Annotated in this window: 21 protein-coding genes and 1 pseudogene; 14 read left to right on the plus strand and 8 right to left on the minus strand. The window is 71.1% G+C overall.

The genetic code is table 11. From position 1 onward, the window contains the following. Positions 1–224 precede the first annotated feature (224 nt). Entirely contained in the window at positions 225–1,151 is a 927-nt protein-coding gene (locus EDF48_RS03210; RefSeq protein ID WP_131878120.1) for an NAD-dependent epimerase/dehydratase family protein, read from the minus strand. A 124-nt stretch (positions 1,152–1,275) separates the two neighbouring features. Here EDF48_RS03210 and EDF48_RS03215 point away from each other — a divergent pair, with 124 nt between their 5' ends. The 4 genes and pseudogenes from EDF48_RS03215 to opgC all read left to right on the plus strand — a co-directional run bounded on the left by EDF48_RS03215 (position 1,276) and on the right by opgC (position 7,222). Continuing rightward, a complete protein-coding gene (locus tag EDF48_RS03215) occupies positions 1,276–2,016 on the plus strand; it encodes a TetR/AcrR family transcriptional regulator (protein WP_131878122.1) in 741 nt (246 codons plus the stop codon). A 293-nt stretch (positions 2,017–2,309) separates the two neighbouring features. Continuing rightward, positions 2,310–4,293: pseudogene (locus EDF48_RS03220) on the plus strand (glycosyltransferase). Then, positions 4,290–4,700 carry an ATP-binding protein gene (locus tag EDF48_RS03225; protein ID WP_165901162.1) on the plus strand — a complete coding sequence of 137 codons (411 nt, stop codon included), beginning with the start codon at positions 4,290–4,292 and terminating at the stop codon, positions 4,698–4,700. The pseudogene EDF48_RS03220 and the gene EDF48_RS03225 overlap by 4 nt, the downstream one beginning before the upstream one ends. Next, complete coding sequence (opgC, locus tag EDF48_RS03230; RefSeq protein ID WP_131878126.1) at positions 4,697–7,222, plus strand: OpgC domain-containing protein; 2,526 nt, start codon at positions 4,697–4,699, stop codon at positions 7,220–7,222. Before EDF48_RS03225 ends, opgC begins: the two co-directional genes overlap by 4 nt. Positions 7,223–7,440: 218 nt before the next feature. Here opgC and EDF48_RS03235 read toward each other — a convergent pair whose 3' ends face one another. The 5 genes from EDF48_RS03235 to EDF48_RS03255 all read right to left on the minus strand — a co-directional run bounded on the left by EDF48_RS03235 (position 7,441) and on the right by EDF48_RS03255 (position 12,526). Next, on the minus strand, positions 7,441–8,544 hold the full coding sequence (locus EDF48_RS03235; protein ID WP_279432376.1) for a Gfo/Idh/MocA family oxidoreductase: 1,104 nt from the start codon (positions 8,542–8,544) through the stop codon (positions 7,441–7,443). Next, on the minus strand, positions 8,541–9,371 hold the full coding sequence (locus EDF48_RS03240; RefSeq protein ID WP_131878128.1) for a ThuA domain-containing protein: 831 nt from the start codon (positions 9,369–9,371) through the stop codon (positions 8,541–8,543). The genes EDF48_RS03235 and EDF48_RS03240 overlap by 4 nt, the downstream gene beginning before the upstream one ends. 47 nt (positions 9,372–9,418) lie before the next feature. Further along, positions 9,419–10,309 carry a carbohydrate ABC transporter permease gene (locus EDF48_RS03245; RefSeq protein ID WP_111084887.1) on the minus strand — a complete coding sequence of 297 codons (891 nt, stop codon included), beginning with the start codon at positions 10,307–10,309 and terminating at the stop codon, positions 9,419–9,421. After that, complete coding sequence (locus EDF48_RS03250) at positions 10,306–11,166, minus strand: sugar ABC transporter permease (protein WP_111084886.1); 861 nt, start codon at positions 11,164–11,166, stop codon at positions 10,306–10,308. Before EDF48_RS03250 ends, EDF48_RS03245 begins: the two co-directional genes overlap by 4 nt. Positions 11,167–11,314: 148 nt before the next feature. Next, positions 11,315–12,526 carry a sugar ABC transporter substrate-binding protein gene (locus EDF48_RS03255; protein WP_123294666.1) on the minus strand — a complete coding sequence of 404 codons (1,212 nt, stop codon included), beginning with the start codon at positions 12,524–12,526 and terminating at the stop codon, positions 11,315–11,317. 174 nt (positions 12,527–12,700) lie between these two features. Between EDF48_RS03255 and EDF48_RS03260 the strand changes: the two genes are divergently transcribed. The 8 genes from EDF48_RS03260 to EDF48_RS03295 all read left to right on the plus strand — a co-directional run bounded on the left by EDF48_RS03260 (position 12,701) and on the right by EDF48_RS03295 (position 21,212). Continuing rightward, positions 12,701–13,717 (plus strand): LacI family DNA-binding transcriptional regulator, encoded by a 1,017-nt coding sequence (locus EDF48_RS03260; RefSeq protein ID WP_173170643.1) that lies wholly within the window; start codon positions 12,701–12,703, stop codon positions 13,715–13,717. A 363-nt stretch (positions 13,718–14,080) separates the two neighbouring features. Further along, positions 14,081–15,400 carry an ABC transporter substrate-binding protein gene (locus tag EDF48_RS03265; RefSeq protein ID WP_131878130.1) on the plus strand — a complete coding sequence of 440 codons (1,320 nt, stop codon included), beginning with the start codon at positions 14,081–14,083 and terminating at the stop codon, positions 15,398–15,400. Beyond that, positions 15,397–16,368, plus strand: coding sequence for a sugar ABC transporter permease (locus EDF48_RS03270; protein WP_185094279.1), 972 nt, complete (start codon positions 15,397–15,399; stop codon positions 16,366–16,368). The genes EDF48_RS03265 and EDF48_RS03270 overlap by 4 nt, the downstream gene beginning before the upstream one ends. After that, on the plus strand, positions 16,368–17,216 hold the full coding sequence (locus EDF48_RS03275) for a carbohydrate ABC transporter permease (protein WP_228504701.1): 849 nt from the start codon (positions 16,368–16,370) through the stop codon (positions 17,214–17,216). The genes EDF48_RS03270 and EDF48_RS03275 overlap by 1 nt, the downstream gene beginning before the upstream one ends. A gap of 123 nt (positions 17,217–17,339) precedes the next feature. Next, positions 17,340–18,077 (plus strand): acyl-CoA dehydrogenase, encoded by a 738-nt coding sequence (locus EDF48_RS03280; protein ID WP_243698022.1) that lies wholly within the window; start codon positions 17,340–17,342, stop codon positions 18,075–18,077. 8 nt (positions 18,078–18,085) lie between these two features. Continuing rightward, positions 18,086–18,637: a signal peptidase I gene (locus EDF48_RS03285; protein WP_165932308.1), complete on the plus strand. Its 552-nt coding sequence runs from the start codon at positions 18,086–18,088 to the stop codon at positions 18,635–18,637. Beyond that, positions 18,634–19,368, plus strand: coding sequence for a hypothetical protein (locus tag EDF48_RS03290; RefSeq protein WP_131878134.1), 735 nt, complete (start codon positions 18,634–18,636; stop codon positions 19,366–19,368). Before EDF48_RS03285 ends, EDF48_RS03290 begins: the two co-directional genes overlap by 4 nt. Continuing rightward, on the plus strand, positions 19,365–21,212 hold the full coding sequence (locus tag EDF48_RS03295; protein WP_131878136.1) for a choice-of-anchor G family protein: 1,848 nt from the start codon (positions 19,365–19,367) through the stop codon (positions 21,210–21,212). Before EDF48_RS03290 ends, EDF48_RS03295 begins: the two co-directional genes overlap by 4 nt. A gap of 67 nt (positions 21,213–21,279) precedes the next feature. On the opposite strand, the gene EDF48_RS03300 is transcribed toward EDF48_RS03295, so the two are convergent. Then, the gene (locus EDF48_RS03300) at positions 21,280–21,726 is read right to left on the minus strand and encodes a MarR family transcriptional regulator (RefSeq protein WP_123294672.1); all 447 of its coding nucleotides are present in this window, start codon (positions 21,724–21,726) and stop codon (positions 21,280–21,282) included. A 121-nt stretch (positions 21,727–21,847) separates the two neighbouring features. On the opposite strand from EDF48_RS03300, the gene EDF48_RS03305 reads away from it, so the two are divergent. Continuing rightward, positions 21,848–22,831, plus strand: coding sequence for an AraC family transcriptional regulator (locus tag EDF48_RS03305; RefSeq protein ID WP_131878138.1), 984 nt, complete (start codon positions 21,848–21,850; stop codon positions 22,829–22,831). Positions 22,832–22,838: 7 nt separating this feature from the next. On the opposite strand, the gene EDF48_RS03310 is transcribed toward EDF48_RS03305, so the two are convergent. After that, positions 22,839–23,870 (minus strand): LacI family DNA-binding transcriptional regulator, encoded by a 1,032-nt coding sequence (locus EDF48_RS03310; protein ID WP_131878140.1) that lies wholly within the window; start codon positions 23,868–23,870, stop codon positions 22,839–22,841. Between the two features lie 145 nt (positions 23,871–24,015). On the opposite strand from EDF48_RS03310, the gene EDF48_RS03315 reads away from it, so the two are divergent. After that, the gene (locus EDF48_RS03315; RefSeq protein ID WP_131878142.1) at positions 24,016–25,314 is read left to right on the plus strand and encodes an extracellular solute-binding protein; all 1,299 of its coding nucleotides are present in this window, start codon (positions 24,016–24,018) and stop codon (positions 25,312–25,314) included.

Here is a 25,314-nt window from a genome sequence, read left to right on the forward strand (position 1 = left end):
CCCCCCCCCCCCCCCCCCCCCCCCCCCCCCCCCCCCCCCCCCCCCCCCCCCCCCCCCCCCCCCCCCCCCCCCCCCCCCCCCCCCCCCCCCCCCGCGCGGCGGGGCCCGAGGTTCCGAAATCTTGGAGTGTCGGCGCTCTCTCGGTCACTCCGTGGAACCTCGGCGGCACACCGGCGGCATGTTGTGGAACCTCGGCGGCGGCGCAGCCCGCCACCCAGCCCGCCTCACGCCACCCCCGCCACGGTCCGGCGACACACCTCATCCCACGGGGTCGGCTCGATGCCGAACACCGCGCGGCTCTCGGCATCGTCGACCACGTACGGTGCGGTCCACTGGTAGCTCATCTCGGCGAGCTCCCGCATCATCGGCGACACGAGCCCGAGCGCACGGATCACCCCCGCGGGCATCCGGTGGACGCCCACGGGTGCCTTGCCCGCCGCTGCCAGCACCTCGGTCAGTGCCTGCCGCTGGGTGCGAGGAGCGTTGCTCGGCACCATCCACGTGCGGCCGTGCGTGCGCTCGTCCGAGGCTGCCGCCACCAGGGTCCTGGCGACGTCGAGCACGTCGGTGAAGGTGTGCGGCAGGTCGGTCCTGCCGATCATCGTCACGGCCTTCCCCTGCAGTGCGGCCGGCAGCACCCGCGTGACGTGTCCGTTCGCCCCGATGCCCGGCCCGACGTAGTCCGAAGCGCGGACCTCGACCGTGCGGATGCGTCCGGCACGGTGCGCGGCCAGGGCATCGGCCCACAGCCGTGCGCGGAGGATCCCCTTGTGGTCGGTCGCCGCGTCCGGTGTGTCGGGGCGCATCGGGCCGTCGACCGGGCCGTACGGGTACAGGTTCCCAGTGATGGCGTAGACGGCTCCGGTCCGCTCGGCAGCGGTCAGCATCGACGCCGCGAGCGGTGGCCAGGTGCGCTCCCACTGGGTGTAGTCGCCGGGGTTCGCGCAGTTGTACAGCACGGCGGCGCCGTCGGCTGCCCGGGTGAGGGCCTCGGCGTCGGAGGCGTCGAGCGCGAGGTGATCGACCCCTGACAGGCCGGTGTCCCGACCCGAGCGGGTGGCGACGGTGACGTGCTCGCCGCGCTCGGCGAGCAGCGCGGCGACGTGGCGGCCCACCGGGCCGGCGCCGATGACGAGGTGGTGGTGCGACATGGTCCCTGCTTCCGTTCTGGTTGTGAGAGCGGTGCTCTCGCAACCAGGATGCGCGTCCGGCGACGAAAGAGCAAGAGCACTGCTCTCATTTGTGTGCAGTGCTCTCTTGTGGCATGGTGACCAGATGGCACCGACAGCACGCGAGCTCGCCCGGCAGACGATCCGGGCGGACATCCTGGCCGCCGCGCGCACCCGCCTCACCGACGAGGGGCCCGCAGCGCTCAGCCTCCGAGCCGTCGCCCGCGACGTCGGCATGGTGTCGTCCGCGGTGTACCGGTACTTCCCGAGTCGCGACGACCTGCTCACCGCGCTGCTCATCGTCGACTACGACGAACTCGGCGCAGCGGTCGAGGCTGCTGACGCTGCGGCCGGCCCGGAACCGGGTGCGCGCTGGGTCGCCGCGTGCCGCGCGATCCGATCGTGGTCCGTCGCGCACCCGGGCGACTTCGCGCTGCTGTTCGGATCGCCCGTGCCGGGCTACGCCGCACCGCGCGAGACGGTCGTGCCCGCCGCGCGGACGACGCTCGCGCTGGTGCGGGTGGTGGCCGACGCGGTCGCGCCCGGCGGGGACGTCACGTCGGCGTCGGGAGCGGACGGGAGGCCCGGATCACCCGCCGCGCCCACGGCGGCTCCCGGGGTGGCCGGTCCCGCCGTCGCAGACGCAGTGACCACCCTGCGGTCGTTCGGCATCGCACTGCCCGACGAGGTCCTGGTCCGCACCCTGATGGCCTGGTCGACGGTGTTCGGGACGATCTCGTTCGAGCTCTTCGGCCACTTCGTCGGCTCCGTGTCCGACGGCGCCGCCTACTTCGACCAGGTGGTCGCGCGGCTCGCCCACGACCTCGGGTTCGCCGCCGCGTTCTGACCCGGTCGTGCGGTCGCCCCGGGCCGTTGTCCACGACTCGCACTCGGGGCCTGACAGAGTTCCGGTCACTGCGGTAGACAGGTCCCTACGCCGAGGTCGTGCCCGACGACCGGAGCGGACGGCCGGCACGGTGTCCCCTGGGCAGCGACCGGACGGCACCACACCCGGGCGTGCGCTGCGGCCGGGGTCCGCGCGGATCAGGAGGCACCCTTGCGACGCAGCTCGGCCGGCGACCCCGCAGACGGAGCGACCCGGTGACGGCGCTCGACGTCAGCCGCCAGGACCGCCGCCGGCTGACCACCGGCACGGCCCGCCGACGACTCGTCACGGTGCGCACGGTCGCGCTCCTGGCGTCGATCGCCGGTGTGAACTACGTCGTCTGGCGCTGGGCCGCCTCGGTGAACTGGCACTCCTGGTGGATCGCCGTGCCGCTCATCCTGGCCGAGACCTACAGCGTGATCGACTCGCTCCTGTTCGCGTTCGGGGCATGGCGGTTGCGCGAGCGCGGTGAGCCCCCGACGAAGCCGTCCTCCGACGTCACGGTCGACGTCTTCATCACCACCTACAACGAACCCGTCGAGATGGTCGTGCGCACGGCCCGTGCGGCGCAGGCGATCACACCCGCACACGACGTGGATCCTCGACGACGGCAACCGCCCCGAGATGCGTGCGGCCGCCGACTCGCTCGGCGTCGGTGTCATCACCCGCGGTGCCGACTGGATCGATCGTCCCCGGCACGCCAAGGCCGGCAACCTCAACAACGCCCTGCTCGCGACCCAGGGAGAGTTCCTGCTCATCCTCGACGCCGACCAGGTACCAGAGCCCGGCATCCTCGACCGCACGCTCGGCTACTTCAAGGACCCGCGGATGGCGCTCGTGCAGACGCCGCAGTGGTTCGAGAACGTCCCCGAGGCGGACCTGCTCGGCAGTCAGGCGCCGCTGTTCTACGGGCCGATCCAGCAGTCGAAGGACGGCTGGAACGCCGCCTTCTTCTGCGGGTCGAACGCGATCCTGCGGCGCGAGGCACTGATGCAGCTCGGCATCTCCCGCTACGTGGTCGAGGTCGAGGCCTCGGTGCAGCGCACGATCACGACGTCGCGGAAGCTGCTGGCCCGTGCGCGTGAGACCGAGACGGACCCGCGGGTGCTCGGCGCCCTGGACGAGGCCGAAGCCGTCGTCGACCGCGCTCGCGACCAGGTCCGGTCCGGCGAACCGCTCGGCGACGTCACCTACGCGTTCCAGCGGGGGATCGACACGATCGCCTTCCGGTTCGCCGCCGCCGACCTCGAGTCGGTGCGGAACGACCTGCAGGAACTCGCCGCGATGTCGACCGACGCGAACACCTTCGCCGGGCTCGACGACGCCGCGCTCGACGTGCTCGGGCGGCGGGACGCATCGCCCGTGGCGGCCATCGAGTCGATCGCGGTCCTCGCACGGGCACTCGACGTCAACCGCGACGACGAGGCGCAGCCGATCATGCCGCTGGCGACGATCTCGGTGACCGAGGACATGGCGACCGCCATGCGGCTGCACGGGCTCGGCTGGAAGTCGGCGTACCACGACGAGATCCTGGCGAAGGGCCTGGCGCCGGAGGACATGCCGACCATGCTCGTGCAGCGGCTCCGTTGGGCGCAGGGCACCATGCAGGTGTTCTTCCGCGAGAACCCGCTGGTGCAGAAGGGCCTGTCCTGGGGGCAGCGCCTGATGTACTTCTCGACGATGTGGAGCTACCTGTCCGGGTTCGCCGCGATCGTCTACATCGCGGCCCCGGTGCTCTGCCTGTCGTTCGGCGTCGTCCCGGTGCAGGCCTACAGCGTCGACTTCTTCGCCCGGCTGATCCCGTTCCTCGTGCTCAACCAGCTGCTGTTCTGGGTGGTGGCCGCCGGCAGACCGACGTGGCGCGGGCAGCAGTACTCGCTCGCGCTGTTCCCGGTGTGGATCGAGGCGGTGACGAGCGCGTTCGAGAACGTGTTCCGCGGCAAGCCGCTCGGGTTCCGGGTCACGCCGAAGGTGCGCGACGAGACCGAGCAGAAGCCCCGGTGGGACCTCGTCAAGCCGCAGCTCATCGCGATGGGGGCGCTGGTCGCGGCACTGATCCTGATCGGCATCCGCTACCTGACCGGGCAGGCGTCGGGCATCGCGCCGCTCGTCAACACCGCATGGGTCGTCTTCGACCTGTTCATCTTCAGCATCGTGACCCGGGCCGTGCTCTACCGCGGCCCGGGCACGGGAGTCCAGTCAGAGCACGAGTCGAGCACCGCCGGAGGACCACTGTGAACGCCGAGACCACCTTCGACGTCGCCGCGACGCCCGTGTCGCTCGACGAGGTCCAGGACCGCTTCGGCGTCTGGTGGGACGGCCTCGGCATCGACGACGCCCGGCTCCGCTTCGCGCTGGAGACCGCGCTGGCCGAGGTCGCGGCGAACATCGTGGAGCACACGATCCGTTCCGACCAGGAGACCGGTCGGCGCTACACCGTGCGGCTCGAGTCGACCGACCGAGCGCTCACCGCGGAGCTCACCGACAACGGTCTGCCCGTGGACATCGACCTGAGCGCCGTCACGATGGCCGACGTCGAGCAGGAGAGCGGACGCGGTCTGGCGCTCGCGATCGCCGCCCTCGACCGGCTGGAGCACCGGCACGAGCACGGGCACAACGTCTGGACGCTGGTGTGCGACCGGTGAGGCTGCTGGCGGCCCGCGTGGTCGCCGTCCTCGTCACGATCGCGACGCTCCTGCTCGGCGGTGCGCTGCCGGCGTCCGCGGTGACGGAACACACGGCCGCGGCGACGGTGCACACGGCCTCGGCCACGGAGCCGGCGAGCGGGACGACCTGGTTCGGCCCGGACCTCGACTGGGGCGACGACTCCCCGGCGGGGTACGAGGGACGGCTCGGTGCGACGCCGTCGATGTACGGGGTGGAGATCGACTACCCGCTCGACCGCTCGGCCCGGCGGGAGCTCCTCCGCGCGACGCGTGCCGCGGCGACGCAGGGCGCGGTCCTCGTCGTGAGCCTCGAGCCCGGGCAGTCGCTCCGGTCACTCGACGCCGCCGACGCCCGCGCCGCGAACACCGCGTTCCAGGAGATCCACGACCAGTACGACACCCAGGTGCTCGTGCGGTTCGCGCCGCAGATGAACGGCACGTGGGTGCGCTGGGGGCAGCAGCCGACCCAGTTCGTGCAGGCGTTCCGGACGCTCGCGACCGCGGTGCACGGCGGCGACTCCGACGCGCGCATGGTGTGGTCGCCGTCGTACGGTGCGGGGTACCCGTTCGGTGAGTCTGCGGGACGCCTGGCGGACCTCTCCGCGACCGACGTCGCGAAGCTCGACACCAACGGCGACGGCGAGCTGACCGCGGCCGACGACCCCTACGAGCCGTACTGGCCGGGCGACGCCTCGGTGGACTGGGTCGGCTTGTCGATGTACTACTTCGGCAAGGGCAAGTCGACCGAAGCCGCCGGTCGTGACGTCCCCCTCACCCGCAACGACGTGCCGGAGCGTGGCGAGGTCGAGTCCCGGTTCGACGAGACGTGGGGCTACGAGCAGCAGCAGGCGGACAGCTTCTACGACCGGTTCGCCGTCGCCGGTGACCGGTCGATGCTGCTCGACACCGGCGCGCTGTACGACCACACCCGCCGGGGCGACGCGGAGCTCCCGGTCAAGCAGGGCTGGTGGCGGCAGGTGATCGCCTCGGTCCAGGACCGCCCGTTGATCCGGGGCGTGACCTTCCTCGAGACGAACCGCCGCGAGCCTGAGGCCGGGAACCGTGTCGCCGACTGGCGCGACACAGCGGTGCCCGGGATCGCCGGGTCGTTCCGCACCGACCTCGAGCGCGGCGACCACTTCGCCTTCGGGCCCGTCACCGACCGCATCACCACGCAGCAGGGCAACGCCGCGACCGACCAGCAGTACGACACCGGCGGCGACCAGATGGCGTGGATCGTCTGGGTCGCCGTGGGCCTGGCGGTGGTGTTCCTGCTGAGCGGGCTGTTCGGACGGTTGCTGCCGAGCTGGCGCTACCCCGACGACGGCAAACCCGGGCGTGACCTGCGTCTCGACCTGTTCCGCGGGTTCATCATCCTGGCGGTGGTGATCACCCACATCGAGATCGGCGGGCCGTACTCGTACCTCACGCTGCACGCGGTCGGTGCGATCACCGGTGCCGAGATGTTCGTGTTCCTGTCCGGCATGGTCCTCGGCATGACCTACCCGTTCGCCATCAAGAAGTTCGGCGAGTGGGCGGCCGCGATCGGGGCGTGGAAGCGTGCCCGCAAGCAGTACCTCGTCACGCTCGTGGTGATCGCGGTCGTCTTCGCGCTGAGCTTCGTCCCGTTCCTGAACACCGACGCGATCACGACGTTCACCGACCGGGGGACCGGCACCGGGGGCGTCGGCGCCGAGGGTCGGGTGTACGACCTGTACCCGAACGCGATGCAGCTGCTCGGCTACCCGCCGCCGTGGTACGCCATCCGACAGTTCCTGCTGCTCGAGATGGGCCCGTGGCCGTTCAACATCATGGGCCTGTTCGTGGTGCTGAGCCTGTTCATCCCACCGCTGCTCTGGCTGATCCGCCGCGGTTTCTGGTGGGTGGTGCTCGTCGTGAGCTGGGCGCTGTACGTGTTCCAGGCCCTCAATCCCGAGTTCCGCCCGCTGAACTCGCAGTTCGAGGCGGTCTTCCCCCTGCTCACCTGGCAGGTCGTGTTCACCCACGGACTCGTGCTCGGGTACTACCGTCGGCAGATCATCGGCGCGCTCACCGGGCGGCTCGGCAAGGTCCTGGTCGGCATCGGTGTCGGCTGCTACGCGGCGTTCCTGGTGTACGTCTGGGCGGCGAACCACGCCGGGTTCACACCGGTCCCGTTCCCGGCGTCGATGTACGAGGACCTGTACAACACGGCGTACCAGCGGGTGGACCTGCAGTGGGGCCGACTGGTCGACATCGCGTTCTTCGCGATCGTCTCGTACGCGATCCTGACGGTGTTCTGGAAGCCGATCTCGACGGCGATCGGCTGGCTCTGGATCCCGATCGGGCAGGCGAGCCTCTACGTCTTCGTGTGGCAGGTGTTCTTCGCGCTGGCGATCGCGTCGATCCCCGGCGTGCCGTGGGGCGACTTCTGGATCGGCTTCGTGGTGCACTCGGCGTTGATCCTGCTGGCCTGGTACATGGTCCGCAAGAGGTTCCTGTTCTCGGTCATCCCGCGTTGACGTGACCGCGGGACGGACGGGAGGCCCGTGGCGGCGTCGCCACGGGCCTCCCGTCCGTCCTCGGTCGCGTCCACCGCACGCGCCGCGCCCGACAGGAGCGGTCGCGGTCCCGCGACTCGCCTCTCACGTCCGCCGAGGTTCCGATCGGGAGCCTGACGGCCGCCGACATGCCGAGATCTCGGAACCTCGGGGGAACACGCGCGCGCGTGCCGGGGCGCCTACGGCGTGGGGACGGGGGTGCTCAGCGCCTCGCGCACGGGGCCCCAGGCGGCCAGGCGGTCGCGGACCGCGTCGTGCCGCTCGGCGGCGAGTGCCTCGACGTGTGCGCGCTCGAGCACCTCGTCGATGACGATGCGCTGCCCGGTGCGGGTCGAGGCGATCGCCGCCTCGACCATCGCGAGGCTCATGACGTTGCCGTGCACCTCACCATCCGGGGTCTCGCCGGAACGCACGGCGTGCACGAAGGACGTCAATGCCCCGGCGATCTCGTGCCCGACGCTGGCGGCGGGCGACGGCGCACCGGCTGTGCCGTCGAGGTCGCTGGACGGGTCGTGGTCGCCGTCCCACAGCGCCGTGCCAGCCGCGCCCGAGGCCCGCCAGTCGCCGTTCCACGAGGTCTCGGCCCCCGGTGCGCACCACGAGCCGTCGTACACGTACCGGATGTCGTCCTCGAAGGCGAAGACCGCTGCCGCCGCCGCGTCGCCGCGGTACCAGGACCACGACGGGTTCCACGACTCGCAGTACACCGACACCGGGTCCCGTTCGAGCACGTAACGGGCGGAGTCGAACGCGTGGATCGCCATGTCGAGCAGCAGGACGTCGTCCATCTGCTCGCGGAAGCCGCCGAAGTGCGGGGCCTTGGCGAACCGGGTGCCCAGGCCGCCGATCGCGCCCAGGCCGCGCACGTGCTGGCGGAACGCGACGAGCTGGTCGTTGTAGCGCCGCGACTGCGACACCATGAACAGCTTGCCGGTGGCCTCGGCGGCCGCGGCGAGCGACAGTGCCTCGGCGACGGTCTGCGCTGCCGGCTTCTCGCCGAGCACGGGGAGTCCGGCGTGCAGGGCCTGCAGCGTGACGGGGTGGTGCGCGACCGGGACGGTGATGTCGAGCACCGCCTGTGCACCGGTCTCGGCGGCGAGCACGGTCAGGTCGGTGCCGACGGGGATGCTCGGGTCGCCGGCGTGTTCGGCACCGGCCCGGGCGGCGTCGAGGTCGAGGTCGACGATGCCGACCAGCTCGACGTCGGGGTCGGCGGCGACGGTGCCGAGCCAGGCCCGACCCATGCCCCCGGCACCGACCTGCAGGACGCGGAGCGCGGTCACGCCTGCGCCCCGGCGTGGTCGTCGACGGGGGCGTCGTCGACCGGAGCGTCGTCGACGGGCGCGTCGTCGAACGGGCCGCGGTAGTGCTGGCCCTCGAAGTACTCGCCCAGGTCGTAGCGGCGGAGCGTCGGGATCTCGCGCTCGCGCTCCGGCCGGGCCCACTCGGTGGCGTTCGCGATCACGCGGCGGACGTCCTTGTGGTGGTACACGGGGAAGTCCTGGTCGCCGGGCGAGAAGTAGAAGATCTTCCCCAGACCGCGGCGGTACGTCATGCCGCTCCGGAACACCTCGCCGCCGGTGAAGCCCGAGATGAACACGAGCTCGTCGGGGGTCGGCACGTCGAAGTACTCGCCGTACATCTCCTGCTCGGGGATGACGATCGGGTTCGGGACGCCGCGCGTGATCGGGTGCTGCGGGTTGACGGTCCAGACGAGTTCCTGGTCGTGCTCGCTCCGCCAGCGCAGGGTGCACGTGGTGCCCATCAGCTTGCCGAAGATCTTCGACCAGTGGCCGGAGTGCAGGACGACCAGGCCCATGCCGGACAGGACGTGCTTGTGCACCCGGTCGACCACGGCGTCGTCGACGTCCTGGTGCGCGGCGTGCCCCCACCACGTCAGGACGTCCGTCGCGGCCAGGACCTCGTCGGTCAGGCCGTGCTCGGGTTCCTGCATGGTGGCGGTCCGGACGACGGCGTCGGGCAGGTTCTCGCGGATGCCGTCGGCGATCGCGCCGTGCATGCCGTCGGGGTACCGCTCGGCGACGTGCTGCTCGACCTGCTCGTGGACGTTCTCGCCCCAGACGGTGATGCGCAGCGGGGTGGTGGTCATGGTGTGCCTTTCTGGCTGGGTTGCGTGGTGGCGTCGGTCCGGGGCCGTCACTTGACGGCACCGCCGAGGGCACCAGCGGAGATGTACTTCTGCGCGAAGATCAGCAGGACGGCAGCGGGCAGGGACGCCAGCACCGAGGTCGCCATGACGGGTCCCCAGTCGGTGACGTTCGAGCCGATGTAGTTGTAGATGCCGAGCGTGATCGGTCGCACTGCGGTCGTCGACGTCAGGGTCAGTGCGATGAGGAAGTCACCCCACGCGCCGAGGAACGTGAAGAGCGCCGCGGTGACGATGGCGTTCCGGCTGATCGGCACGACGATCGACACGAACGCCCGGAAGTCGCTGGCGCCGTCGACCAGTGCCGCCTCGACCAGGCTCGGCGGGATCGACTCCATGAACGCCCGCATGAGCAGGATGGCGAACGGCACCTGGACCGCGCTGTCGGCCAGGATCAGCCCGACGTAGCTGTTGAGCAGCCCGATGTTGTTGAACAGCGTGTACAGCGCGTTCGCGATGACGATCGCCGGGATCATCTGGGTGATCAGCAGCACGAGCAGGAACACCCGGCCGCCGCGCATCCGGAACCGGGCCAGCCCGTAGGCGGCCGGCGTCGCGATGGCCAGCGTCAGCAGGACGGTTCCGAGGCCGATGATCATGCTCGACAGGAAGTTCTGTCCCTGCTGGGCGAACGCGGCCTCGTACCCGGCGAAGGTGGGGGAGAAGGGGAACCACGTCGCCGTGGCGGCCCCGGACGTCGCCTGCAGACTGGTGTTCACCATCCAGTAGACGGGGAACACCATGATCGCGAGGAACACGCACCCGAGGATCGTGAACGGGATGCCCTTGGCGGAACCGCGCGGGCGGGGTGCCCGGGTGGTCCGCTTCGTCGTGATCGCGCGGGTGGCGGTGACGGTCTGGTTCGCGAGTCCGACGCTCATTCGTCGACCGCCTTCCGGGAGATCGCGATGTAGACCATCGCGAAGACGAACGAGACGACGATGAGCACGTTGCTCACCGCGGCTCCGATGCCGAACTGGAAGTTGATGAACGACTGGTGGTACGCGTTCGTGGCGAGGGTCTGGGTCGAGTTCGCCGGCCCGCCGCCGGTCAGGCCGAGGATGATGTCCACGACCTTCAACGTGTAGACGACCCCGAGCACGACCACGACGCTGACCACCGACCGGATGCTCGGCCACGTGATGTACCAGAACGCCTTGAACCCGGTGGCGCCGTCGAGCGACCCGGCCTCGTAGAGCTCCGGCGGCACGGACTGCAGGCCGCTGTAGAGGATCGTCGTGTTGAACGGGATGCCGAGCCACACGTTGACGCCGATGACGGCGATGAGCGCGAGGCTCGGGCTGACCAGCCACGGGACCGGGGCGATGCCCACCAGGCCAAGGAGCTGGTTGAGTGCCCCGCTGTCCTGGTCGAGCAGCCACTTCCACACCGCGCTCGAGGCAATGAGCGGCAGCAGCCACGGCAGGAGCAGGAGCCCCCGCAGGAAGCCCGACAGCGGGAAGTGCCGACGGAAGAACAGCGCGAGGCTCAGCCCGATGACGAACTGCAGGATGATCGAGCCGGCCGTGAACAGGGCGGTGTTCACGAGGCTCGTCGTGAAGACCGAGCTCTGGAACACGGAGATGTAGTTGCCGAGTCCCACCCAGGGGGCTTCGCCGGTGAAGAAGGTCGCCGTCGTGTAGTCCTGGAAGGACATGATGATGTTCTTCACCACGGGGTAGCCGAAGAAGACGGCCACGAAGACCGCCGCTGGCACCACGAAGAGCCATCGGGTCACGCCGGATCGGAACCGGGCTCGTCGTTGCCCGGGTCGGGGTGTCGTCACGGGCGGGATCGTCCGTGGTCGTGTCTGTGTCGAGGCGCTCACGCCGGGGTCCTTTCCTGCACGCCGGAGGGAGCCGACCGGTCGGCCGGCTCCCCGTGGACTACTGCTCTTGCGACTGCGCCTGCTTGAGCGCTGCCTCGGGGCTGGCCTTGCCGGTGAGGGCGAGCTGGACGGCGGTGTAGATCTTCGTGGCGGCCTTGGGCCAGTCGGGTCCGAGCTCACCGGTGCGGGCGCGGGCGGTCTGCACCGTGGTGACGAAGGACGCGACCTGCGGGTGGTCCTTCGCCCAGGCGGCGCCGGCCTCGAGGTTGGTCGGCACGTTGCCGCTCACCTCGGACAGGGTCTTCTGCATCTTCTGCGAGTGGAGGCAGCCGACGAACTTGCCGGCGAGCTGCATCTTGTCCTTGTCGCCGGTCTGCGGGACGGTGAACGCCTCGCCGCCGAGCGGTGCGACCGTGGCCTCGCCGGTGCGCGTCGGGATCGGGACGCTGTCGAACTCGAGGCTCTTCTTCTCGTTGAGCGCCGGCAGCTGCCAGGGACCGTTGATCATCATCGCGGCCTTGCCGGCCAGGAACTGGTTGTTGACGTCCGCCTGGGCCCAGTTGATCGAGCTCTTCGACATCGAGCCGTCGTCCTGCAGGTCCTCGACGAGCTGCAGCGCCTGGGTGGCGTCCGCGGTGGCGATGTCCTTCTCGTCACCGCCGTTCGACCAGAAGAACGGCAGGAACTGCCAGGTGCCCTCGTACGTGTTGATGTTGCTCATCGCGAAGCCGTAGGTCGAGCCCTTGGTGAGCTTCTTCGCCGCGGCCTTGAGCTCGTCCCACGTCTTGGGCGGCTGGACGCCGGCGTCCGCCAGGAGCTTCTTGTTGTAGTAGAGCGCGATGGAGTTCGTGTTCGACTGCAGGCCGTAGAGCTTGCCCTTGTAGGTGCTCGCCGCCTTCACGCCGGGGACGTCGCCGTCGGCGTCGAGACCGTAGTCGGACAGGTCGGACAGGGCACCGGAGGAGGCGATCTGCTGGACGTCGGGGTTGTCGAGCATGAGGACGTCGGGCAGCGTCTTCGACGATGCCTGCTGCAGCACCTTCGCGATCAGACCGGCGCCGGCGACGTGGTTGATCGTGACCGTCGCGCCGACCTCCTTCGCGCAGGTCTTGTAGACCGGGTTGTAGTTCGCGTCGTAGTAGTCCTCGATCGTCAGGGCCTTGCTGCCGCCCGACGAGGCCGATCCGGAGCCGGAGCAGCCGGACAGGACCAGGGGGATCGTGGCGACGACGGCGACAGCGCCGACGAGGGCGCGCGTCCGGCGGGACATGGAGGGGAATCTTTGCTTCATTGCAGAGCTCTTCTCTTGACGGGTGCTGGGGCAGGCACGCATCGACGAGGCCGCTGACGTCATCGTCGCTGTGCTCCTGGGGCGAGAAGCTAACAGATAAGCGCTTCACCTGTAAAGCGCTTTTCTGACTTCCCGCGCGCTAGGATCAGCGCCATGGCCACGATGCAGCAGGTCGCCGATCGGGCGGGGGTCTCGATCGCCACCGTGTCCTTCGTGGTGAACGGGACGAAGTACGTGACCCCCGGCACGACCGCGCGGGTGAAGACCGCGATGCGCGAGCTGAAGTTCCGCGGCAACGTCGTCGCCCGGGCCCTGGCGAGCCGGCGGACCCGGATCATCGCGCTGCTGTTCCCGACCACCGGCAACCGCTTCAGCCCGACGACCTCGCAGTTCTTCATGAGTGCGGCGGAACGGGCGTCCGAGCGGGGCTACCACCTCGTGCTCTGGCCGGTGGACCCCGCTGGAGACGACCTCGACGACCTCGTCTCGGGTGGGCTCGTGGACGGCGTCATCCTGATGGAGGTGCGGATGGACGACCCCCGCGTCGCCGTCCTCACCGACCTCGGCGTTCCGTTCACCCTGATCGGCCGGACCCGCGACAGCAGCGGTCTGCCCTTCGTCGACATCGACTTCGAGACGACCATCGAGGACAGCCTCGACCACCTCGAGACGCTCGGGCACCGCCGGTTCGGACTCGTGCTCGAGGACCTCGAGGGCACCCCGATGGCCGGCTACGCCCCGCACCTGCGCGTCGAGGCGACCTTCCGGCGCGCGATCGCCGAGCGCGGGCTGGCCGGGACGGTCGTCACCGCCGGGCCGGGCAGCGACGGCGGACGGCAGGCCACGAGCGACCTGCTCGCGGCGGACCCCGACGTCACGGCGCTGCTCGTGATGAAGGACGACTCGTCCGCCGGTGTCCTCGTCGGCCTCTACACCGCCGGGCGGCGGGTCCCCGAGGACGTCTCCGTGCTCAGCATCGCGTCGTCCGAGGCCAACGCTGACCAGCACTACCCGCGGCTGTCGACCATGGTCGCGCCGGGTCAGGAGCTCGGGATCCGGGCCGCCGACGCCCTCATCGAGCAGCTCGACGGCACGTCCGACGACCTGCCGCACTTCCTGCTGCCGTGCACGCTCCGCACGGCGGAGTCCACGGCCCCCGCCCCCGCCTGACCACCTGCCAACCCCGCCCGCGAAAGCGACAGATCTCCGCGAACGGTTCGCGGCACACTGTCGCTTTCGCAGCACTGACGGGGGCACCTGCGCGCGTTCTGTCGCTTTCGCGACCACCTGCCGGACTGGAGGCGCGGGTCGTCCCCGCCACGGGCCTCCAGGCCGCCGCCCCGCGGCCCCACGTCCCCACCCGCGAAAGCGACAGATCCCTGCGAACGTTCCGCGGCAGGGTGTCGCTTTCGCGACAGTGACCGAGCCGCCAGTGACACCGTGCGGCCGCCGCCGCGCGCGCCCACCGGGCGCTCAGGGTCCGTTGGTTGTGTGGACGCACAGGTTCGCAGCACCACACGTCGAGGAGGACGGATGGCCATCGACCGCAGGATGTTCCTGCTCGGGGGAGCGGGGGTGCTGCTCCTCGCGGGTTGCTCCACGCGCCCCGAGCGCACGCTGGTCCAGGACTGGCCCACCGACCCGCCGGAGGGCGAGGCGACGATCAGCTGGTGGGCGGGGCAGGTCGCCTCGAAGGACGGCGGTGACCTGCGGCGCCGGCTCATCGCCGAGTTCCAGAAGGAGCACCCGAACATCCGGGTGCGGATCGTGTCCGCCCCGAGCGACACGGACACGAACCGGACGAGCCTGACGACGCAGATCGCTGCCGGCAGCAGCACGCCGGACGTCTACCTCGGCGACGTCGCGTGGCCCGGGCAGTTCGCGAAGAACAAGCTCGCCACCCCCGTGAACCAGCTCGTGGGCGAGGACTTCTTCGACCAGTTCCCCGAGGGCCTGCGGCAGGCGGCGAGCGTCGACGGGACGTACTACATGTTCCCGCTCTACATCGACGAGTCGTTCTTCCTGTACCGGAAGGACCTGCTCGCGAAGCACTCCCTGCAGGTGCCGGGGTCGTGGGAGGAAGTGCGCGAGACGGCCGCGAAGCTCGTCGACACCGGTGACGTCAGCTACGGGTTCGCGTTCCAGGGCGACGTGTACGAGGGCCTCACCTGCAACGTCACCGAGTTCGTCGCGGACGCCGGCGGCTCGCTGCTCAACGACGACCTGACGAAGCCCGAGACGACGAGCTCGGAGACGAAGCGCGCCTTCGAGTTCATGCGGTCCCTGATCACGGACGGCGCGAGCCCCCGGGCCACCCTGACGTACCAGGAGCAGGACACGAACGACGCCTTCTCGGGCGGCCGGGCGGCGTTCCTGCGCAACTGGTCGTACGCGTGGGGCATCGCGAACGGGCCGGACAGCCAGGTCGCGGGCAAGGTCGGGCTCGCCGCCCGTCCCACCTTCGACGGGCAGGACGAGCACCACTCGACCATCGGCGGGTGGGGGAACTACATCAACCCGCACACGCAGCAGCCCGCGGCGGCACTGACGTTCGCACGCTGGATGTCGAGCGAGACGGCGCAGCAGTTCCTGACCCGCGAGGGCGGCGTCCTGCCTGCCCGCAGCGCGTCGCTCGTCAGCGAGGACGCGAAGCAGCAGAAGCGCCCGACGTACGACACCGCTGCCGGCATCACGCTCGTGCCCCGTCCGACGTCGACGGCGTACTACCCGAAGGTCTCGCAGGGCGTGTACCAGAACGGCAACAGCATCCTCGGCGGACAGGCGTCCGTCGACGGCGGCACGCGCACGATGGCCTCGGCCATCGCGCTCGCCCTGCAGGGGGAGGCGCTGTGAGCGCCGGCACGGCCACACGGTCGGGCACCAGGCCGGGAGGCACGGGTCGCCAAGACCCGCCGCCCCGCCTGAGCGGGCGGTCGCGTCTCGACCGCATCCGCGCGCGGGGCGCGTGGGGCTTCGCGGCCCCGGCGCTCCTGGTCGTCGCGGCGGTGACGATCTTCCCGGTGGTCTACTCGATCGTCCTGAGCTTCGCGGACGTCGAGGTCGGCTACGAGGGGTTCACGATCCAGTCGTTCGGGCTGGGCAACTACGCGGCCCTGCTGCAGAGCGCGGACTGGTACCGAGCCCTCGGCTTCACGGTGCTGTACACGGTCGTGACCGTCTCGGTGGAACTCGTGCTCGGCATGCTCGTCGCCCTCGTGCTCGAGCGGCTCGGGGCCACGCGCGGCTGGATGCTCGCGCTCATGCTCATCCCGTGGTCGCTCGTCACCATCGTCAACGCGCAGCTGTGGAAGTACATCTACGACAGCACCTACGGCGTCGCGACCTGGTTCTTCGGCCTGTTCGGGGACGCCCCGGTGATCCTCGGCGAACCGGTGCCCGCGATCACGGGCCTGATGGTCTCTGACATCTGGAAGACGACGCCGTTCGTGGCGATCATCCTGCTCGCCGGGCTCGTGCAGATCTCCGAGGACCACTACGAGGCCGCCGAGCTCGACGGCGCGAGTACCTGGCAGACGTTCTGGCGCGTGGTGCTGCCGCAGCTCACCCCGACGCTGACGATCGCGGTGCTGTTCCGCATCCTGCAGGCGTTCGGCGTCTTCGACCTGCCGTTCGTGCTGACGAACGGCGGACCGGGCACCGCCACCCAGTCGCTCGCGATCATGGGCTACAAGGTCCTGTTCCAGGACATCAACATCGGCCCGGGCGCGGCGATCGCGACGTCCACCGCGATCATCGTCGCGGCCGGGTGTCTGCTGTTCCTCCGGGCCTTCCGGAACCAGGCGAAGGGAGGGGATGCCTGATGCCCCGTCAACGTGTGCGCAAGGGCTGGCGCAAGTGGGTCAACACCGTCAACGTCAGCGGTGTCGTCATCGCGGTGCTCACGGCGCTGCCGCTGTACTGGCTGGTGTCGACGTCGCTCAAGCCGGCGTCCGAGATCGGGCAGTCGCCGCCCACCGCGTTCCCGCAGTCGTTCACCCTCGACAACTTCGTGGTGGCCTTCCGCGACAACGCGCTCGGGCAGTACATGGTGAACAGCGTCATCGTGTCGGTGTCGACGACGGTGATCGTGCTCGCGCTGGCGTTCCTCGCCGGCTACGCGCTCGCCGGCCGGTGGATCAAGGGCCGCACGGCGATCATGACGTCGCTGCTCATGCTGTCGGTGTTCCCGGCGATCGCGGTGCTCACGCCGCTGTACCTGCTCGAGCGCAACCTCGGGCTGCTCAACTCGTACCCGGGCCTGATCGTGCCGTACGTCGCGTTCAACCTGCCGTTCGCCATCTGGATCATGCGGAACTACCTCGTCGGGATCCCCTCGACGATCGAGGAAGCGTCCGAGATCGACGGGGCGGGAGCTTGGCGCACCGTGCTCAGCGTGATCCTGCCGATGGCGAAGCCGGGCCTGTTCACGGTCGGCGTCTTCACGTTCACGGCGTCGTGGAGCGAGTTCCTGATGGCGCTGACGTTCAACAGCGAGAACTCGTTCCGGACGATCCCGGTCGGCATCGCGCTGTTCGGCACGCAGTTCACGGTGCCGTTCGCGCAGATCTTCGCGGCGAGCGTCGCGGCGACGGTGCCGATCGTGATCCTGGTGCTCGTGTTCCGCCGCTCGATCGTGTCGGGGCTCACCTCCGGTGCCGTCAAGGGGTGACGCGTCCATTGATTCCTGAGGGATAGTCCGCCAGGATCGGAGCAGACGCCGACGGCGACGGCCAGGACCAACCACCCCGGCCGTCGCCGCCACCGATCGGCGTCACGGATCAGGAGACACGTCATGGCTGACAGCACTGCGCCCCCGCGCGCCCGGAACCGCGGCCGTCGCGCCGCGGACGACACCGCCCGCCGCTCCCGGCGTCGCAACCGGGTGTTCGCGCTCGCTGCCGGCGGGGTCCTCGTCATCGGTGGCGCGGGCTACACGCTCGCGTCGTGGACGGACACCGAGTGGGTGTTCGGCGGCAACGGCTCGGGTGGGCCGGGCGTCGGCACCTCCGGGTTCGAGGTCGAGCAGAACGTCACGGCGCCGTTCGCCGCGGCGGGCTTCACCTCGGACGAGACGAACCCGGGGCAGGCGCTCCGGTTCACCGTCGACGCGCTCGCCCTGTCGCCGGGCACCGCGACCTACGCCCCCGTCGCGCTCCGCACCACCGCCGACTCGATCGCCGGCGACCTGGTGCTCCGGGCAGCGGTCCCGGCGTCCGGGGTCACGGTCTCCGACGCCGACGACGTGCTGTGGAACGCCCTGCAGGTCCGGGTCGCCGCGATCACGGACACCACCGCAGTGTGCGACGCCACCGCGTTCGACGTGCCGTGGACGAGCGTCGCGTCCGGGCCGCTCGGCACGGCTGCCGCGACGATCGCGCGGCCCCTCGCCGCGGCCGGCGGCTCGACGCAGGTGTACTGCTTCGAGGTCTCGCTGCCCGCGTCGCCGACCCTGCCCGCCGGCACGTCGGTCGACGCGCTCCAGGGGCGGACGGCCGCGCCCGCGTGGCAGTTCGCCGCCGAGTCCGACTGAGCGCGGCCGTGCGCGGCTCCACCGCGCCGACGTCCTCCGACGAGGGCGCGGCGCCGCCCCGTCGTCCTGCCGACCGCATCCGCACCGTCGTCCTGACGGTCGCCGGCGCGATCGGGCTCACGTGCCTGCTCGCCTGGGCCGCCGTGGCGTTCACCGGGCTGTCGTTCGTCGTCGTCACCACCGGGTCGATGGCCCCGACGATCCCCGCGGGCGGGCTCGCCATCACGCACCGCGTCCCCGCGGCCGAGATCACCGACGGGGACGTCGTCACGGTCCCACGCGCGGGGTCGGCCCTGCCCGTCACCCACCGGGTGGTCGCGGTGGACCGGGTCCCGGGGGACACCGCCGCGCGGTCTCTCATCCTGCGGGGCGACGACAACGCCTCCGACGACCGCGACCCGTACGTCGTCCGGCACGCCGGACTCGTGCTGGCGCACGCCCCCGGCCTGGGCTCGGTGCTCGTCGTGGTCACGAGTGCCCCGGCCCGTGGGCTGGCGGTCGCGCTCGTCGGCGTGCTCGTCGCGTGGGCGTTCTGGCCGGCCCGGCGGGAGGACTCGTGACCCGCGTCCTCGCCACCTCCGCGGCGGTCGCTGCGGTGCTCGTCGGTGCGACCGGGATCGGCACGACGGCGGTGGCGGTCGCCGCGACGGACTGGAGGCCCGTGGCCGAGACCGGCACGCCCGGCCGGCTGGTACTGCACACCGGTCCGGAGCCCCTCGTGCTGCCCGGGGCGGGGAACGACGCGGACGTCACGTGGCAGGTGCGGACGAGCGTCGACGAGCCCGGCCCGGTCACCCTCGACCTGCAGCTCACGGGGCGGGGCGGCCTGCCGGGCGGGACCGACGGCGTGCTCGTGTCGGTCGCGACCTGCGAGCAACCGTGGGGGGACCCGTCCGGAGCCCCCACGTGCGGCGGACAGACCGCCGCCCTCGTCGACGCCGTCCCCCTCGTCGACTGGGCGACGACCGCGCCGTCGGTCCGTGTGCCCGACCCGGACGGCGACGGCTCGGCGTACCTGCTCGTCCGGTTGTCCCTCGGTGACGCCGCGACCACGGTGCCCCGGACCGCCGAGGTCGGCGTCGGCGTGACCGCGCGCGGCGGGGACCCCGTCGTGCCCGGACGCCCGACGCACGGCGACGGCGACGGCAGTGGCGACGGCGGGGGCGACGACGTCGGTCCGGTCGTCCTCGCGATGACGGGCGGCGGGTTCGCGGGGCCGGTGCTCGTCGCGGTCGCGGCCGTGCTCGCCGGCGTCGCCCTCCGATTCCGACGCCCCGGGAGCCGGTCGTGAGCCGGCGTCCGCTGCACCTGCGCCGTGGCCGGATCGCGGTCGTCACCGGCATCGTCGTCGCAGCAGCCCTGTTCACGCCCACCGCCGTCCCGAGCACCGCGTCGTGGTCGGACCGCGAGTGGGCGCACGGGGCCGTGGGGACGTCGTCGTTCGACTGCGGCACCGACGCGGACTACACGTCGACGGCCTCGAGCCGGTTCCTGGGCGGGAGCATCGCCGGCATCGACCTCGACGACGTCGCGACGGTGCGCGGGGTCGACGTCGCGAAGACCGGAGCCGCACCGGCATCGGTCGAGCCGGCCACCGCGCCCGAGCTCGGCACCGGCGGCCGCCCGTTCACGCAGGCGTTCGGCAACCCGCTCGACGTCGGGCTGCTCGGCGACGTGGCGGGCATCGACCTCACCGGTCTCGGCCTCGGACTGCCGGCCGGTTCGGCGGGCGCGGTGAACCAGGTCGCGACGGCGTCGGGCACCGGTGACGCGGTGGCGGCATCCGGGCTCGTCGCGGACTCCGGTGGCGTGCTCGTCACGCCGACGACCCCGTCCGGGGACCTGCCCGACCCGGCGTCGATCACGCTCGGCCGCGCACTGCCGGGCATCGCGGACGTCACCGACGTGGGGCTCGACGTCGGTGCCGTCGGTGCGAGTGCGCAGCTGGCCGGGTGCGACGCGATCAGCGACGACGTGTGGGGCGGGGTCGTCCAGCGCACGCTCGCGACGAACCTGCGGGCCGCGGTGCAACAGGTCGCTGCCGACAGCGGGCCCGCCGGGCTCGAGCGCGACTACGGCATCGCGAGCCTCGACCTCCGTGTGGACAGCCCGCTCGTCGGTGCGCTGGTCACGGCCGTGAACGACACCGTGGTGCAGCTCGACGCCACGGTCGACGCACTCGGTGGCACGGACGGGGCGCTCGCACGGACGATCAACCAGGGCGTGCTCGGGGTGCTCGGCGGGCTCACCGGCAGCCTCGGGCTCGGCACCATCGGGGGCACCGTCGAGATCACCGGGCCGGACCTGGCGGGCGCGGTCGCGCCGCTGCTCGCCGAACCCGTGCAGGACGCCGGCGGAACGTTGTCGCTCGACCTGTCGGCCGGATCCGTCCGGGTCGACCTCGCGCACCTGCTCGGCGACGACGCGCACGGGCTCAACGACCTGCCGCCGAACCACGAGGTGGTGCTCGACGCCGTCACCCTCGGTGCGCTGGCCGACCGGCTCGGGCAGGTGGTGGACGCCTGGGCGGGGAAGATCACGACCGCCCTGACGACCGCGCTCGGGTCCCTGCACGTCCGGATCGCGCTCGCCGCCGACCTCAGCGCACCCCTGGTGCTCGGCATCCGCGTGAAGATCGCCACGCTGTCGATCGGCGTCGACACCGGGGTCGCGGCGCTCATGGCGGGGCAGACGAAGCTGTCGGTCGGGGTCGCGCTGCTCGGACTCGACCTGGGTGGCCTGCTCGGCGTCGTGACCGGCCTCGCGACGTCGCTCGTGAACCCGTTGACCCAGGCGGTGGTGGGGACGCTCACGACCCGGTTGTTCGCACTCGTCGGGACGCTCGGCACGACGCTGACGACGACGATCGGCGGCCCGGTCGTCCGCGCGCTCGGGACGGTCCTCGCGCGGCTGCCCGGGGTGCTCTCGCTCCGGGTGAACGTGCAGCGGGACCTCGCGGCCGCCCCGACACCGGCCGGCCGTGCGACGACCGGGCAGTACACGCAGACCGCACTCCGCCTGTCGATCGCGGACGCCCTGGTGCCCGGGGGACTGGCCCGCGTCGACCTGGCCAGCGCCGTGGTGGGGCCGAACTCGGTGTCGCTCGTCGGAACGGCCCGCCCCCGAGATAGGTAGCATCGTTACCTAGCTGCGCATGGTGGACAATCACCGGAGCCGCATGCTGACCGCCCGTACCCTGCCGTCAGGGGCTCGGGGCGCCGAGGTCGACGGCCGCGATGATGCGGTCGACGATCCGGACGAACCGGACCCTGTCCCGTTCCGAGAAGGAGGCCAAGAGCTCGTGCAGGTGCTTGTTCGTGCCGTCCATGGCGATCGAGTAGTCGCGTCTGGCGGTCTCGGTCAGCTCGATGTGGCGACTCCGTCCGTCGGCCGGGTTCGGCACACGGCTGAGGTGTCCGCTCTGCTCGAGTCGGTCCACCATGCCGGTCACAGCCGGTCCGGTCAGGCCGAGGTGCTTCGCGAGGTCCTTCACGCGGACGGTCCGGTCGGCCGCTTCGGCGCGGGACACGAACTGCAGCACGGTCAGGTCGCTGCCCGAGACGTCGAGCTGGTCGCGCAGCCGCGCCCGCAGCGCGGACACTGCTGCTTCGAGACGGGTGAGCGCCGCCACGAGGTCGAGATCGCTCACGAGCGCGCCCCCTTCGGACCGATCGGGTCCGCGCCACCGTACGCCGTGCTCACCGGGTCAGCGTATCCACATAACGAGTCGCACGGTCAGGTTCGGGTGTCCGGCACGGGGGCGATGCACCGTGACTGACACGTACGATGCCCCACGTGCCGGCGGACGCGCGAGCGAGTCGGTGCGCTTCGAGGTGTCCGGCACCGATCCGGAGTCGGCGGCGCGTGACCTGGCCGCGGTGCACGGCGCCGAGCAGTGGGCCGCCCAGCAGACCGGCAGCGAGTTCCTCTACCGCTACACCGCGGTCGGCGACACCGAGATCAGCATCCGTCGGTCCCAGATGCGCGGCGTCCTGCGCGGTGCGATGCCGATCAGCACCGACTACATCGTCGCGTGGATGACGAGCGGCAGCGCCCACCTCGACGTCGGCGGGCAGCGGGTGGACCTGCACCGGAACGTGCCGACGCTGCTGCCCTGCGACACCGCGTTCGTCTTCGCGGCCGAGGACCACGACCAGCGTCTGGTGCACCTCGACCGGGAGCTCGTGCACCGGGTCGCCGGCGAACAGCTCGACCTGGGCGACCGCCCGCTGCGCTTCGACCACACGCGCGAACCGGACAACGCGATGTACGGCCGGTGGCAGGGTGCCCTCGCCGCGCTGTCCCGCGCGCTCCGTGTCGGCGGTCCGGACTCCGACACCTGGGTCGCGGCGAAGTCGCTCGCGATCGCCGCGTTCCTCGAGACCTTCCCGCCGCAGCTCGACGACCTGCCGGCCGAACTGGCCCTGCCGCGGAACGCCCGGCTGCGCGCCGCCGTCGAGTACGTCCACGCGCACGCGTCCGAGACCGTGACCATCGCCGACCTCGCCGCGGTGGCCGGCCTGAGCGTGCGGTCGGTGCAGGAGTCGTTCCGTCGGGTGTTCGACGTGTCGCCGCTCACCTACCTGCGGGACGTCCGTCTGGACCGCGTGCGCAGCGAACTCCTCGCACTCGACCCGCAGGTCGGAGCGATCGGCGACGTCGCCCGACGCTGGGGGTTCGCGCACCTCGGCCGGTTCTCGGCGTCGTACGCAGCCAGGTTCGGCGAGTACCCGAAGCAGACCCTGCGCCGCTAGCCGGGGGTCAGGCCCGCGGCGCGGGGCCGGTGCTGGAACGCACCCGCAGCGTGGTCGACAGACGGACGTGGTCCGACGCGGCTTCACCACGGAGCATCGTCAGCAGCATCTCGACCGCACGGGACCCGAGTTCGGCCAGCGGCTGCGACACGGTGGTGAGCGGCGGGGTGGTGATCGACGCCTGGGGGACGTCGTCGAACCCGACGACGGACAGGTCCTCCGGCACCCGCAGGCCGAGCTCCGCCGCGGCTCGCAGCACACCGACGGCCGACGAGTCGTTCGCGGCGAACACCGCGGTCGGCCGGTCGTCCATCGTGAGCAGGTCCCGCGCGACAGCCGCGGACTGCTCCTCTTGGTAGTCGCCGTCACGGACGAGCCGCTCGTCGATCGTGAGTCCGGCGGCGGTCAGCGCGGAGCGGTACCCGGCTTCGCGCAGCTGGGCGGACGCCAGGTCGACGCGGCCCCGCAGGTGCGCGATCCGCGTGTGCCCGAGCGCGAGCAGGTGCTCGACGGCCTGGACGGCCCCGCCCTCGTTGTCGGCATCCACCGTCGCGTGCCCCTCGGGTCCGGTGTGCGGGTCGATCGCGACGACCGGGATCGACGAGCTCGACAGGGCCGTGGTCGGCGTGACGACGATGGCGCCGTCGATGAGGGTGCCGGACAGGCGTGACAGCGACCGGCGTTCCCAGCCCGGGCGGTCGGCGCCGGTCATCAGGCCGGCGTAGGCGAGCAGCTCGTAGCCGGTACCGGTCGTCGCGCTCGAGATGCCGCGCAGGAGCTCGGTCGAGAACGGCTCGAACTCGGGCACCAGGATCCCGACGACCCCGGTGCGGGAGCTCCGCAGGCTGCGGGCGACCAAGGACGTCTCGTAGCCGAGGTCCGCGACGACCTGCTGCACGCGGATCATCGTGGCCGCGGCGACGCCGTCGCGCTGGTTGATGACCTTCGACACGGTGGGGATCGAGACCCCCGCGACCCGTGCGACGTCGCCGATCGTCACCCGGCCGGCACCGGGACGCGCGCCGAGTGCCGAGTCCATGTGCTCACCGTACCGCTGATGGCGTGTCGAAACGGCGTAGAAAACGTTATCGATATCGATTGACAAGCGGCAGGAGCACCTGGCACGCTCTCCGCAGCGGCAGTGGATGTCGCTGCATGTCAACGACGACACGAGGAGTTCCACGATGACGAGGAAGATCCGTGCCGCGGCAGCCATCGCGCTGATCGGGGCGACAGCACTGGTGGCCACGGGCTGCTCGGCAGGCGGCAACGCGGCCGACGACGGCAACGGGAAGGTCACGATGACCTTCTGGCACAACTCCACCACCGGACCCGGCAAGGCCTACTGGGCCTCGACGGTCAAGGCGTTCGAGGCGAAGTACCCGAACGTCACCATCAAGACCCAGGCGATCCAGAACGAGGACCTGGACGGCAAGCTGCAGACCGCGCTCAACTCGGGCGACGGGCCGGACGTCTTCCTGCAGCGCGGCGGCGGCAAGATGGACGCGATGATCGCCGCCGGGCAGCTCATGGACATCTCCGGCTCCATCAGCGCCGACGCGAAGAAGTCGATCAGCGCCGGGACGTTCGCGGGCTACGAGAAGGACGGCGCCACCTACGCCATGCCCGGTGCCGTGCTTCCCGAGGGCATCTGGTACTCCAAGGACCTGTTCCAGAAGGCCCGCATCGACGGCACCCCGACGACGATGGACGAGCTGAACGACGACATCGCGAAGCTCAAGGCCGCCGACATCGACCCCGTCGCCGTCGGTGCGAAGGACGCCTGGCCCGCCGCCCACTGGTACTACAACTTCGCGCTGCGCGAGTGCAGCCAGAAGACGCTCGAGGGCGCGGCGAAGTCGCTCAAGTTCGACAACGCCTGCTGGACGAAGGCCGGCGAGCAGCTCGAGGACTTCACCGCGACGAAGCCGTTCAACAACGGCTTCCTGACGACCGCTGCCCAGCAGGGTGCCGGCAGCTCCGCCGGTCTGCTGGCCAACCACAAGGCCGCCATGGAGCTCATGGGGGCGTGGGACCCGGGCGTGATCAGCTCGCTCACCCCGGACGGCAAGCCGCTGGCCGACCTCGGCTGGTTCCCGTTCCCGACCATCGACGGTGGCAAGGGTGACCCGAAGTCGATGATGGGCGGCGTCGACGGCAACTCCTGCTCGGCGAAGGCCCCGAAGAAGGCCTGCACGGACTTCCTCAACTTCATCGTGCAGAAGGACAACCAGGAGGCCTACTACACGGCGTTCCAGGCCATCCCGGTCAACCAGGAGGCCCAGTCGGTCGTCGACGCGGACTACCTGAAGTCGGCGCTCGCCGCCTACCAGGACGCGCCGTTCGTCTCGCAGTACCTGGACACCCTGTACGGCCAGAACGTCGGCAACGCGCTGAACACCAGCGTCGTCGACCTGCTCGCCGGCAAGGGCAGCGCGAAGGACATCGTGGACACCACCAACCAGGCTGCGGCCAAGGGCTGA

This window comes from Curtobacterium sp. PhB191 (genome assembly GCF_004346515.1).
Lineage (GTDB): Bacteria > Actinomycetota > Actinomycetes > Actinomycetales > Microbacteriaceae > Curtobacterium.